Here is a 12,377-nt window from a genome sequence, read left to right on the forward strand (position 1 = left end):
AGGTCGTGGTGAACCGCCCGGGAGGATCCGAGGGCCGGGCCTCTCCGGGCGGTCGCGACAGGGCGCCGGTGGTCAGCCGATGCGGCGCAGGGCCTCCGCGAGGCTGGACAGGCCGACCGGCCCCAGCTCCAGCGCGGCGGTGTGCCAGGCGCGCAGGTCGAAGGCGTCGCCCAGGCGCAGCTTCGCCTCCTCGCGGGCCTGCACCCACGCCCGCTCGCCCAGCTTGTAGGAGATGGCCTGGGAGGGCCAGCCGAAGTAGCGCACCACCTCGGCCTCGACCCGGTGCGGCTCGCAGCGGCCCTGGTCGCGCAGCACCTCGCAGGCCTTCTCGAAGGTCCACTTCGAGCCGTCGGGCAGCGGCAGGTCGAGGTGTACGCCCAGGTCGATGACCACCCGGGCGGCACGCAGGGCCGACCAGTTGAGCATGCCCAGCCGGGTGCCCGGCTCGGTGAACCAGCCCAGCTCGTCGGCGAGCCGCTCGGCGTACAGGCCCCATCCCTCGCCGTGGCCGTCCACCCAGGAGACCTTGGCGAACCTGGACAGGGTGTCGCCCGCCGTGCGCATCGCGCCGAACTGCAGGTGGTGGCCGGGAACGCCCTCGTGGAAGATCGTGGTCAGCTCGCTCCAGGTGGCGAAGCGGGTCCGCCCGCCGACCGGCCACAGGGTGCGGCCCGGCCGCGACAGGTCCTCGCTGGGCGCGTTGTAGGAGGCCGCGCCGGACGTGGAGCTCACGTCGACCTCGGCCACGATGCGCCGCAGCGGCCCGGGGATGTCGAAGTGCGTGCCGTTCAGCTCCTCGACCGCCCGGTCGTGGCGCTCCTGCAGCCAGGCCTGGTACTCCTCCAGGGAGTCGACCGCCTGGGTCTCGTTGAGGATCGCGGTCGCCTCCTCGATGGTCGCGCCCGGCTTGATCCGCTCGACCTCGGCGGCCGTCTCGGCCCCGATGCGCTCCAGCTCCGCCCAGCCCCACTCGTACGCCTCGCGCAGGTCGATGTCGGCGCCCAGGCTGATCCTGGCGGCGACCGCGTAGCGCTCGGGGCCCACCGCGTCGGCCTCGCTCGCCCGGGGCGCGTACTCCTCGCGCAGGTAGCGACCCGCGAAGGCGTAGGCGTCGTGGGCCGCGGCGGCGGCCTTGAGCAGCTCCTCCTTCACCGGGCCCTCACCGTAGGTGGCGATGAAGGCGTCATGTGCCGGGGGAGTACCGCCGGCGCCGGCGAACTGGTCGGCCTGGTCCGCCATGGCCAGCGCCTGCCTGCGGGCGCCCCGCAGGCCGATCTCCAGGCCGGCCTCCAGGCTCTCCCGCCACCCGGCGAGCATCTCCGGGATCGCCGCCAGGCGGGCGGCGACGTCGCGCCACTCGTCGTCGCTGTCATGGGGAAGAAGGACGACGCTGGAACGCACCCGGTAGGGCAGCCCGTACGGCGCCGCCACCCAGCGGAGCGGCTCGCCCATGTCGTGCCAGGCGAGCTCGGCCTCCAGCCGCTCCCGCAGATGGGTGGCCGCCCGCACGTCCGGCTCGCCGGTCGGCACCAGCTCGTCGAGACGCTTCAGGGTGGAACGGATCAGCTCGGCCCGGGCGGCGCTCCCGGCCGGGCTGTGGTCGGTGGCGGCCACGAAGTCGGACACGATGCCCTCGGCACCGGCCGCGATCGGGTCGAGCGCCGCCCAGCGGGTGACGTACTCGTCGCAAAGCTCAAAGATCGGAGTGCTCATGTCCCGGACCGTAGGATCGCCCGGCATCCGCCCCCTATCCTTCCGCTATCCGACCCCCTGACGTGCGGAAAAGCCGGCACCGTCGAAGGCGCTCGGAAACCTGTCCGCACCGGATCCCGGAAGGCGGACGACACGAGGGCTCCCCCGGGAGAGCTCGCCCACATCGGGACCGGAGAGCGGAAGGTCAGGCCGGGGGCTCTCCCGCGGCCCTGCGTGACTCCTCGGCCGCCCAGGTGAACACGCCCCTCGCCATCAGCGACGCCTCCGACTCCGCCCTGGCGGCGAACACCTCGGCCCGCACCCCGTGCAGCGCCGCGTCGTCCGGTGAAGCCTGTACGGCCATCTCGGCCAGGTGTCCCGCCAGCCGCTGGTCTCCCGAGGCCAGCGCCTCCAGTGCGGCCTCGCCCAGCCGTCCGGCGCCCCCGGCCAGCTTCGCCACCGCCACCGCCAGCTCGGCGTCGGGCGCGGGCTTGAGGCGGGCCGGGTTGCCGTCGTACCAGCCGCCGTACAGCCGCCAGATGTTGCGCACCACGAACTCCGGCTCGTCGTAGTGCGGACGAAGGTAGGGCCGCTCCGCCAGGCGCGCGGGAGGCTGTACGGCACGCACGATGTCGTCCAGCCTCGCGCCCTCGTTGAGCATCTCCAGCGTGCGCTCGACCATGAACTCCAGCCACTCGGCCGTCTCGGTCAGCGCCTGCTCGACCCGGTCGGCGCCGAAGACCGGGGCGCCGTGGCTGGGCAGCATGATCTCCGGCCGCAGCTTGACCATCCTGCGCAGCGCGATCGCCCACTCGCGCGGATAGCGCTGTGCCTTCTGCGGGTTGCCGCAGTTGGGGGTGACCCAGATGAACAGGTCGCCCGGCAGCAGGACGCGGTGCGAGGGCACCCAGCCGACGCTCGCGTCGTCGGTCTCGCCCTTGGCGTGGAAGAGGTCGACGTGGCCGAGTGACATCACGTCGCGGTAGGCCACGTCGGGGTGGCGGTACTCGGTCGGCCAGGTCAGGCCGGGAGCCTGGAACTGCCGCTGGTTGATCACGGCGTTGTAGCCGTTGGTCAGCACGTAACGCTCGAAGCGGACGGCGACCGCCTCGTGCCCCACGACCGTCGGCCGGGGCCGCCCCGCCGTGTCGGCCTCCGCGTCGAACGGGCCGACGCCCGAGACGTGGTCGATGTGCCCGTGGGAGTAGACCGCGGCGGTCACCGGCTCGTCGGTCCAGGCCCGCAGATCGGCGTGCAGCCGGTCCGCGTCGAAGGGGTTGCCCGTGTCGAACAGGGTCACCTCCCCGCCGTGCCGCAGCGCGATCACGTTGCCGAAGCCGTTGCGGAATCCCACGCCGTCGGCGATCTCCACGAACCCCTGCCCGGCCGGGCCCGTGTGCACGATGCTGTCGGGGACCTCGCCCCGCCACACGCTGTCGGCGTACTCGGTGATGTCCATGGGAGGTCAGCCCTTCCTCGACGTCTTCCACCGCACCCCGGCCGGCGCCCGGATGCCGCGTCCTCGCTCGTCCTCGCTCGTCCGGGATCGACACGGTCCTTGGAGAACAAGCTCATTCCAGCCGAGTGGCACCGCATATGTCACCATCCGCGGCTGATCGAATTCGCGGTGAGCACATCCCGCGGGCGGTGCGGGAAACGGTGAGGAACGTCCTTGCCGAGAACGCGGGCGCGGGATCCGTCGGCGCCACCGGGACGCGCGTACCGATCTCGGGTCTCCTCGGGGCCTGGCGGCACCCTGGAACCTTACAGGTTCCCAAGATCCCGGCTGAGCGGCGATCGTTACCGAGGTCCCGCACGACAACAGTCCTACCGCTCGAAGGAGATCGATCAATGACACGGATGCGTCGACGGCCGAGCCTGGTCCTGGCCCTCGCTCTGGGGACGGCCCTCACGACGTCGGTGGTGGCACCCGCGCAAGCCGCCTCCGCCGGCGCCTTTGACGGGGATGTCACCAACAGGCTTTCCTCGGCCTACACCGTGAAGGTCGCGACGTTCTCGGGGCCGAACCGGTCGGAGAAGTGCCTGGCCACCAATGGCACCACCTACACCTGCCGCACCTACTGGCTGCCGAGCGGCCGGGCCGACGATCAGATCAACGGCACGAACTGGGACACCGACGCTCTGATGGTCGAATCGTCTTACCGGATCTACAACCTCAACGGGACCTACCAGACCGTGCCGGCCTTCCGCTGGTACAAGATTTCGGACGGAGACAATCGAACCTGTGAGCTGACGTCGAACACCCCGGCCTGCTTCTACCGCTGAGACACCGGGGTCGTCAGGCCGGGTTCCGCCTTGCCGGCCCAGGTCGCCGGCGTCGGCCCTCTCGCGGCAGGCTGAGTTCGGTCCGCGCCTGCCGGGACACGAGGTTGTTCGTCTCCCGGCAGGCGGCCATGTGTTCGGCGCCCGAGCGCGTCCCGCTCTCCGGGCGCCGAACCGGCCGCGACGATCGCGGGCGGCGGGCCGACAGCCCGGCGGGGACTGGATTCCGCTCACCCGGGCGACAGCAGAGCCTGCCCTGCCGGCCCCGCCTCAACCACCGGTCGCATTCCGCGGGAGTTTCGAAGCGGCTCCCGTATCGGCTCCCCGTGACCCTCAAAGCTCGAAAAGGGTCCCGGAGAATCTCCGGGACCCTGTTTCGACTGCGACTGTCTGGTGGACGATACAGGGATTGAACCTGTGACCTCTTCCGTGTCAGGGAAGCGCTCTCCCGCTGAGCTAATCGTCCGCATGGGAAAATGACCAGAGGTGGAGACGGGATTTGAACCCGTGTAGACGGCTTTGCAGGCCGTTGCCTCGCCTCTCGGCCACTCCACCGGAGTGAGAGCCCGAAGACCCTTCGAGCGGAAGACGGGATTCGAACCCGCGACCCTCACCTTGGCAAGGTGATGCTCTACCACTGAGCCACTTCCGCGTGTTTCCTCCGGGTTTCTCACCCGGTGGCGACGAGAGAACTCTAGCGGGTTTTCCCGATGGTTGCGTAACCGCGCGTTCAGCCCCCGGCCCCCTGCCCGTCGGGCGAACCCGCCCGGTCGGGTGATCGTTCAGCCGTCCTGCTCGGGCGGGCGGCGCAGCTGGCGGGTGACGACGCGCTCCACGGCGGGCAGGGTGAGGAAGATCTCCAGGATGCGGGTGAGGCGGTGCACCTCGATGCGGTGGAAGGCGGGGCCGTCGGCGCGGGCCAGCAGGAAGGTGAGGGCGAGCGGGGGCAGCGGGGCGGCGATCACGTGCAGGCCGGAACCGAGGGTGAAGGCCGCCGGGCGGGCGGGCGTCTCGTCGGGGAAGGGCACCTGCTCGGGGGCGCGCCAGCTGGAGTGGACGATCGCGCGGGGGCTCTTCTCGGTCGCCGCGGCCGCCCAGTCGGCGCTGAACAGCACGGGCATGGAGTCGATCATGGTGGCCAGGGCGCGGTCGCCGGCGGTGGTGATGTATTTGAGGATCTCCAGCTCCGGGTAGGTGCCCGGAGCCTCGCGCGTGCTCCAGACGCCCTCTATCTCCACCCCCGGGATGCCCTCCAGCCCCTCGACCAGGCTCTCCCTGGGGGCGGAGTCGGGCCAGTAGACGGTGATGTCGTCCAGGGCCCGGCCCTCGCCCCGGTCGAGGACGACCACCTGGGTGATGTCCGCGCCCGCGACGCCGAGGACACGGGTGACCTTCCCCAGGGAGCCCGGCTGGTCGGGCAGCGCGATCCGCAGTCGCAGTAGCATCCGCGGCCTCCCGTGTCACATCGATCTACACCAAGGACACCATATCCAGCGGGGATTCGTCCCGCTCGTCGCGGTGCGGTAGAAAAGCCAGGTGGAGTCGTTGAAGCTGGGATCACTGGAGGTATGGCCGCCGGTCGTCCTCGCCCCGATGGCCGGGATCACCAACGCGCCGTTCCGCACGCTGTGCCGGGAGCAGGGCGGCGGGTTGTTCGTCTGCGAGATGATCACGACGCGGGCGCTGGTCGAGCGCAACCCCAAGACCTTCAAGATGATCCGGTTCGAGCCCGAGGAGAACCCCCGCAGCATCCAGCTGTACGGGATCGACCCGGTGACCGTGGGCAGGGCCGTCCGCATGATCGCGGAGGAGGACCTGGCCGACCACGTCGACCTCAACTTCGGCTGCCCGGTGCCCAAGGTGACCCGCAAGGGCGGCGGCTCCGCGCTTCCGTACAAGCGGAACCTGTTCCGGGCGATCCTGCGCGAGGCCGTGCGCAACGCGGGGACGCTGCCGGTGACCGTGAAGATGCGCAAGGGCATCGACGACGACCACCTGACCTACCTGGACGCCGGGCGGATCGCGGTCGAGGAGGGCGTCTCGGCGATCGCGCTGCACGGCCGCACCGCGATCCAGCACTACGGCGGCACCGCCGACTGGGAGGCGATCGCGCGGCTCAAGGAGAGCGTCACGGAGATCCCGGTCCTCGGGAACGGCGACATCTGGAGCGCCGCCGACGCCCGCCGGATGATGGACGAGACCGGGTGCGACGGGGTCGTCGTGGGCCGGGGCTGCCTGGGGCGCCCGTGGCTGTTCGCGGACCTCGCGGCCATGTGCGAGGGCGGCGACGAGCGGAGCCGCCCCCTGCTGGGCGAGGTCGCCGCGACCATGGACCGGCACGCCACCCTGATGGCCGAGTGCTTCGAGAGTGAGCGGCACGCCGTCGTCGACTTCCGCAAGCACGTCGGCTGGTACCTCAAGAGCTTCACCGTCGGCGCCGAGCTCCGCCGCCGCCTGGCCACCGCGGAGAGCCTGTCCGGCCTGCGGGAGGGCCTCGCCGAGCTCGATCCCGCCCAGCCCTGGCCCGACGGCGTCGACACCCCCCGGGGCAAGACCAACCCGCGCGACCGCGTCCACCTGCCCGCCGGATGGCTGGACGACCCCTACGACCTCGCGGTCCCCAGCGCGGACGCCGAGAACGACACCTCGGGCGGCTGACGTCCCCGCGGCCACCGGCTCCCCACCTCCGCGACCGGGCCCTCCCGCGTCGGTACTCCGCTCCGGGCCGCTCCGGGCCGCTCCGGCAGTTCCGGTTTTCGGTCCCCCCTCCGGAACTCCGGACCTTTCGCCCTCTTTGTGCGTTCTGTGCGGCGCGGCACCTCCCGTACGGCAGGTGTGACGCGAATGTGACCGCGCCCTGACGGGCTGGCGTCAATGATCTATGTAATGCTCGGTCAAAGGTCGCGGCTCACACGTGGAGACGGCGGTTTGACAGGCACCACATCGGCGGGATCGGCGAGCGGTACGACAGCGGGCGCCGCGTCGGCGGACGAGCTGATAGCGGAGTTCGACGCGGAGCGGCCCGCCCGGCGGCTGTCGGGGTGGGTGGCCGGGGCCGTCACGGTGGTCGCGCTCGGGTTGTCGCTGTACGTCCTGTACCGGGCCTTCCGGCCGGGCGCCGTGCTCCCGTACCGGATGCTCTTCCTCGCGGTCGTGCTGCCGCTCGTCTTCGTCTGCTACAAGCCGGGGCGGCGGGGCGCCGACCGGCCGGGGATCGTGGACTGGGCGCTGGCCCTGGTGGCGCTCGCGGCCTGCCTCTACCCGCTGACGGTCTTCGACGACTTCATCCGGCGCGCCTTCGAGCCGACGGCCCTCGACGTGGCGGCCGGGGCGGTCATCGTGCTGCTGACCCTGGAGGCCTGCCGCCGCACCGTCGGGTGGATCCTGCCCGCGGTCTGCGTCGCGTTCGTCCTCTACGCCTACTACGGCGGCTACCTGCCCTTCGACTGGGGCATCGGGCACCGCGGCTACGACATCGACCGGATCGTCGTCTCGTTCGTTATGGGCACCGACGGCGTGTACGGGGTGCCGCTCGACGTGGCGGCCACGTACATCATCCTGTTCACCGTCTACGGCGCGGTCCTCGACCACTCGGGGGCGGGGAAGTTCTTCGTGGACGTCTCGCTGGCCGCGTTCCGCCGCTCGCGCTCCGCGCCGGGCCGCACGGTCACCCTCGCCGGGTTCCTGCTCGGTACGGTGAGCGGCTCGGGCGTCGCGACGACGGTGAGCGTGGGCAGCGTCGCCTGGCCGATCCTGCGCAGGGCGGGATACCCGCCCGAGCAGGGCGGGGGAGTGCTCGCCGCGGCGGGCATCGGGGCGATCCTGTCGCCTCCCACGCTCGGCGCGGCGGCGTTCATCATCGCCGAGTACATGCAGGTCAGCTACCTCACGGTGCTGCTCTACGCCACCATCCCCACGGTCCTGTACTACCTGGGCATCTTCCTCGCCATCGAGATCGACGCCCGTAAGTACGGGACGCGGGCGGTCGAGGTGGACGCGCCGAGGTTCTGGCCGCTGGTGAGGCGGTTCGGCTACCACTTCAGCTCGCTCTTCGTGATCGTCGTCCTGATGGCGCTGGGCCAGTCGCCGTTCCGCGCGGTGGTGTACGCCACGCTGCTGGCCGTCGCGCTCTCCTTCCTCGACAGGGAGCACGCCCTCACCCCGCGCAGGGCGGCGAGGGCCCTGGCGGCGGGGACGACCGGGGTGCTGCCGGTCGCGGCGACCTGCGCCGCCGCCGGGCTCATCGTCGCCGTCGTCACGCTCACCGGCCTGGGCCTCAAGGCGAGCTCGCTGATCGTCGGGGCCTCGGGAGGGATTCTCGCCGTCACCGCGCTGCTGTGCGCGGTCGCGGTGCTCGTGCTCGGCCTCGCCGTGCCGGTGACCGCGTCGTTCGTCATCGCGGCGGTCATCATCAGGCCCGCGCTGACGGATCTCGGTGTCAGCCCGGCCGAGGCGTACATGTTCATCTTCTACTACGCCGTGCTGTCGGAGGTGAGCCCGCCCACGGCGCTGTCGGCCTTCTCGGCGTCGGCCATCACCGGCGGCAACGCCTACCGGACCATGATGGCGGCCTGGAAGTACACTCTGCCCGCGTTCCTGGTGCCGTTCGCGTTCGTGCTCACCCCCGGCGGGGCCGGGCTGCTCGCCCAGGGCACGATCGGGGAGATCCTGGCGGCCACCGGCGTCTCGGCGCTCGCGGTCGCCGCGCTGGCCGCCGCGACCGGCGGGCGGCTGCTCGGCCCGGCCGGTCCCGTCGAGCGGGCGCTGTGCGCGGTGGCCGCGGTGCTGCTGCTGTTCCTGTCGCCCGTGCCCGCTCTGGCCGGGGCGGGTCTCCTGATCGTGGCCGTCTCCCTCCATCTGGTGATGCGTAAAAGAGAGGCAGTGCATTGACCGTCAAACGTGTGGCCGTCCTGCTGGCGGCGGGGGCCCTGTTCCTCACCGGTTGCGGCGGCGACCGGTCGGCCGAGCGCGGTGAGGGCCAGAGCGCCGCCGCGGGCAAGCGGCTGTCGATCGCCACCGGCAACACCACCGGCGTCTACTACGTCCTCGGCGGGGGGCTGGCCGACCAGATCGGCAAGAACCTCCCCGGCTACCAGGCGACGGCCGAGGCGACCGGCGCCTCGGTGGAGAACATCCAGCGGGTCGTCAGGGGCGACTCCGACATCGCCTTCACCCTCGCCGACTCCGCCGCCGACGCCGTCGCGGGCAAGGGCGCCTTCACCGCGCCCCAGCCGATCCGCGCCGTCGCCCGCCTGTACGACAACTACACCCAGGTGGTCGCCACCACCGACTCCAGGGTGAGGTCCGTCGCCGACCTCAAGGGCAAGCGGGTCTCCACCGGCTCGCCCAACTCCGGCACCGAGGTGATCGCGCTGCGCCTGCTGAAGGCCGCCGGTCTCGACCCGGAGAAGGACGTCACCCGCCAGTCGCTGGGCCTGCCCGAGAGCGTGCAGGCCGTCAAGGACGGCGACCTCGACGCCCTGGTCTGGTCGGGCGGTCTGCCCACGCCGGGCCTCACCGACCTGCTGACCTCGCTCAAGGACGAGGTCACCTTCGTCCCCCTGGACGGGGTGCTGCCCGCGATGCGGGCCGAGCACGGCCAGGTGTACGCCGCGGGGACGATCGCCAAGGACGTCTACGAGATCCCGGCCGACGTGTCCACGATCTCGGTGCCCAACCTGCTCGTGGTGAACGAGAAGATGGACCCCGTCCTGGCCGGGAGCCTGACGAAGCTGCTCTTCGACCGCAAGGCGGACCTGGAGAAGGTCCACCCCGCGGCCAAGGACATCACCCGCGACAACGCCCAGAAGACCGACCCGGTGCCCCTGCACGACGGCGCGAAGAAGTACTACGGCTGATCGGCGCGAATGTCCCGGACGGGGGCCGTGTCGAGCCCCCGTCCCCGGGTACTCCGAACCCTGTGAACGCATGGGGCAAAAGAGATGACATGGTGGTCCACGGGACCGAGCCGTACAACGCCGAGGCTCCGCCGGGTGCCCTGGCCGATCAGATCCTCACCCCGCTCGACACCTTCTACAGCCGCAACCACGGTCCCGTCCCCGACCTGGACCCGGAGTCCTGGCGTCTCACCGTGGACGGCCTGGTCGAGCGCCCGCTGACGCTCTCCCTGGAGGACCTGCGCTCCGGATTTCCCGAGATCAGCCTGGTGGCGACCCTGCAGTGCGCGGGCAACCGCCGGGCCGGTCTGGTCGAGGTGCGCGACATTCCCGGCGAGGATCCCTGGGGGGCCGGCGCCACCTCCACCGCCCGCTGGAGCGGTGTCGGCCTGGCCGAGGTCCTCGCCCGCGCCGGGCTGCTCCCCGAGGCGGCGCACATCGCCTTCGCCGCCCCCGACGTCTCCCGGCTCGCCGATCCGGCCCAGCCCTACGGCGGCTCGATACCCGTGGCCAAGGCCGTCGGCGGTGACGTCCTGCTGGCCTGGGCCATGAACGACCGGCCGCTGCCTCCGGCCCACGGCGCCCCGCTCCGCGTCGTCGTCCCCGGCTGGATCGGCGCCCGCAGCGTGAAGTGGCTCCAGCGGGTCACCGCCCAGGAGGAACCGTCGGACAACTACTTCCAGGCCACCGCCTACCGCCTCCTGCCGCCCGAGGCCGACCCCGCCAAGGCGGGGCCCGGTGACGGCATCTCGCTGGGACCCGTCGTCCTCAACACCGCGATCCTGAGCCCCGGCGACGGCGACCGCCTCCGGCCGGGTCTCACGCGGATCACCGGCTACGCCTACGCCGGGGACGGCCGCACCGTCGCCCGTGTCGACGTCTCCCTCGACGGTGGCGACAGCTGGGTCCAGGCGGATCTCGGCGAGCAGGCGGGCCCCTGGGCGTGGCGGCACTGGCACACCACCGTCGAGCTGGGGGAGGGCGAGACCGTGATCGCCGCCCGCGCCTGGGACAGCTGCGGGGCCACCCAGCCGGAATCGGCCCGGGACGTGTGGAATCCCAAGGGGTACGCCAACACGTCGTGGTCTCGCGTCCGCGTCGTCTGCGCTCCTTGAGGGGACGCTGACCCAAGAGGCGCGCCGCCGAGGTCGGTTCTGCCGGTGGGTCCTGTCGCGGGCCCACTGCGGATCTGTCACGGCCGGATCCGTCACCGGCCCGCCGCGGTTCCGCTACGCGCGGGCCAGGTCGCGGCGGAGGTGTTCGGCGGTGAAGGAGTCCCGCTCGTCGAGGAGGCGCAGCGGCGTGCCCTCGAAGATCACGGTGCCGCCCCGGTCGCCGCCGTCGGGGCCGAGGTCGACGACCCAGTCGGCGTTCTTGATCACGTCGAGGTTGTGCTCGATGACGATGACCGTGTTGCCGCCGTCCACCAGGCTGTCCATGATCCCGATCAGGTGCTCGACGTCCGACATGTGCAGCCCGGTCGTCGGCTCGTCCATCACGTAGACGCTGCCCTTCTTGTGGAGTTCCCCCGCCAGCTTGATCCGCTGGCACTCGCCCCCCGACAGGCTGCCGAGCGGCTGGCCGAGGCCGAGGTAGCCGAGGCCGACCTCCCTCAGCGTGCCCAGCGTGCGCAGCGGTCCCGGCTCGGTGAAGAACTCCGCGGCCTCGTCGACCGTCATCTCCAGCACGTCGGAGACGGACCTGCCGCGCAGCGTGTGCCGCAGGACCTCGGGCCGGAACCGCCGTCCCCGGCACACCTCGCACACGGACGTGATCCCGTCCATGAACGCCAGGTCGGTGTGGATGACCCCGAGGCCCTGGCACTCCGGGCAGGCGCCCTGGGAGTTGAAGCTGAACAGCGCGGGGCTCACCCCGCCCGCGGCGGCGAAGAGGGCGCGGATCTCGTCCATCAGCCCGGTGTAGGTGGCCGGGTTGGACCGGGCCGAGGTGCCGGCCGCCGCCTGGTCGATCATCACCGTCCCCGGGTGCCGGGCGAGGAACACCTCGTTGACCAGGGTGCTCTTGCCCGCCCCCGCGACGCCGGTGACCGCGGTGAGCACCCCGGTGGGGAAGGACACCGTGACGTTCCTGAGGTTGCGCGCGGTGGCGCCGGTGACGGTGAGCGCGCCGGTCGGCTCCCTGAACGACGCCTTGAGCGGCGGGTTGCGGCGCAGGTGCCGCCCGGTGAGGGTACGGGCCCTCCGCAGGCCCTCCACACCGCCCTCGTAGACGATCTCGCCGCCGTTCGTCCCGGCGCGCGGCCCGAGGTCCACCACGTGGTCGGCGATCTCGATGACGTCGCGGTCGTGCTCGACGACGAGCACGGTGTTGCCCTTGTCCCGCAGCTCGCGCAGCAGGTCGTTCATGCGCGTCACGTCGCGCGGGTGCAGCCCGATGGTCGGCTCGTCGAAGATGTAGGTCATGTCGGTGAGGCTGCTGCCCAGGTGCCTGACCATCTTGATCCGCTGTGACTCCCCGCCGGAGAGGCTGGGCGTCGGCCGGTCC

At 71.7% G+C, this 12,377-nt stretch carries 9 protein-coding genes and 3 tRNA genes; 5 read left to right on the plus strand and 7 right to left on the minus strand.

Annotated elements, in window-relative coordinates:
* Positions 1-72: 72 nt before the first annotated feature.
* Entirely contained in the window at positions 73-1,713 is a 1,641-nt protein-coding gene (locus tag ACFYWM_RS02700) for a DUF885 domain-containing protein (protein ID WP_389907702.1), read from the minus strand.
* 184 nt (positions 1,714-1,897) lie between these two features.
* Positions 1,898-3,151: an alkyl sulfatase dimerization domain-containing protein gene (locus tag ACFYWM_RS02705; protein WP_389907704.1), complete on the minus strand. Its 1,254-nt coding sequence runs from the start codon at positions 3,149-3,151 to the stop codon at positions 1,898-1,900.
* A gap of 392 nt (positions 3,152-3,543) precedes the next feature.
* On the opposite strand from ACFYWM_RS02705, the gene ACFYWM_RS02710 reads away from it, so the two are divergent.
* Positions 3,544-3,978, plus strand: a complete 435-nt coding sequence (locus tag ACFYWM_RS02710) for a hypothetical protein (RefSeq protein WP_389907706.1) — start codon at positions 3,544-3,546, stop codon at positions 3,976-3,978.
* Positions 3,979-4,366: 388 nt separating this feature from the next.
* Here the strand turns inward: ACFYWM_RS02710 and ACFYWM_RS02715 are convergent.
* The 4 genes from ACFYWM_RS02715 to ACFYWM_RS02730 form a co-directional block, all read right to left on the minus strand.
* Positions 4,367-4,441 (minus strand) — tRNA-Val (locus ACFYWM_RS02715).
* 18 nt (positions 4,442-4,459) lie between these two features.
* Positions 4,460-4,530: transfer RNA gene (locus ACFYWM_RS02720), tRNA-Cys, on the minus strand.
* A 25-nt stretch (positions 4,531-4,555) separates the two neighbouring features.
* Positions 4,556-4,627 (minus strand) — tRNA-Gly (locus tag ACFYWM_RS02725).
* Between the two features lie 130 nt (positions 4,628-4,757).
* Positions 4,758-5,420, minus strand: a complete 663-nt coding sequence (locus ACFYWM_RS02730) for an amino acid-binding protein (RefSeq protein ID WP_389907708.1) — start codon at positions 5,418-5,420, stop codon at positions 4,758-4,760.
* 91 nt (positions 5,421-5,511) lie between these two features.
* On the opposite strand from ACFYWM_RS02730, the gene dusB reads away from it, so the two are divergent.
* From dusB to ACFYWM_RS02750, 4 genes are all read left to right on the plus strand, one after another.
* Entirely contained in the window at positions 5,512-6,633 is a 1,122-nt protein-coding gene (gene dusB / locus ACFYWM_RS02735; protein WP_389907710.1) for a tRNA dihydrouridine synthase DusB, read from the plus strand.
* Positions 6,634-6,903: 270 nt separating this feature from the next.
* Positions 6,904-8,865, plus strand: a complete 1,962-nt coding sequence (locus ACFYWM_RS02740) for a TRAP transporter permease (protein WP_389907712.1) — start codon at positions 6,904-6,906, stop codon at positions 8,863-8,865.
* Complete coding sequence (locus ACFYWM_RS02745; protein WP_389907714.1) at positions 8,862-9,833, plus strand: TAXI family TRAP transporter solute-binding subunit; 972 nt, start codon at positions 8,862-8,864, stop codon at positions 9,831-9,833. The genes ACFYWM_RS02740 and ACFYWM_RS02745 overlap by 4 nt, the downstream gene beginning before the upstream one ends.
* Positions 9,834-9,922: 89 nt before the next feature.
* Positions 9,923-10,987, plus strand: a complete 1,065-nt coding sequence (locus tag ACFYWM_RS02750) for a sulfite oxidase (RefSeq protein WP_389907716.1) — start codon at positions 9,923-9,925, stop codon at positions 10,985-10,987.
* Between the two features lie 114 nt (positions 10,988-11,101).
* On the opposite strand, the gene ACFYWM_RS02755 is transcribed toward ACFYWM_RS02750, so the two are convergent.
* Positions 11,102-12,328, minus strand: coding sequence for a hypothetical protein (locus ACFYWM_RS02755; RefSeq protein ID WP_389907718.1), 1,227 nt, complete (start codon positions 12,326-12,328; stop codon positions 11,102-11,104).
* Between the last annotated feature and the right edge of the window lie 49 nt (positions 12,329-12,377).

Origin of the sequence: Streptosporangium sp. NPDC002721 (genome assembly GCF_042888905.1) — a bacterium.
GTDB lineage: Bacteria > Actinomycetota > Actinomycetes > Streptosporangiales > Streptosporangiaceae > Streptosporangium.

What these genes read in the sequence shown, in the direction of transcription:
- ACFYWM_RS02755 (WP_389907718.1), bottom strand. Translation starts at nt 12,328, where the DNA reads ATGGTCAGGCACCTGGGCAGCAGCCTCACCGACATGACCTACATCTTC.
- ACFYWM_RS02700 (WP_389907702.1), bottom strand. Translation starts at nt 1,713, where the DNA reads ATGAGCACTCCGATCTTTGAGCTTTGCGACGAGTACGTCACCCGCTGG.
- ACFYWM_RS02730 (WP_389907708.1), bottom strand. Translation starts at nt 5,420, where the DNA reads ATGCTACTGCGACTGCGGATCGCGCTGCCCGACCAGCCGGGCTCCCTG.
- ACFYWM_RS02705 (WP_389907704.1), bottom strand. Translation starts at nt 3,151, where the DNA reads ATGGACATCACCGAGTACGCCGACAGCGTGTGGCGGGGCGAGGTCCCC.
- ACFYWM_RS02750 (WP_389907716.1), top strand. Translation starts at nt 9,923, where the DNA reads ATGGTGGTCCACGGGACCGAGCCGTACAACGCCGAGGCTCCGCCGGGT.
- ACFYWM_RS02710 (WP_389907706.1), top strand. Translation starts at nt 3,544, where the DNA reads ATGACACGGATGCGTCGACGGCCGAGCCTGGTCCTGGCCCTCGCTCTG.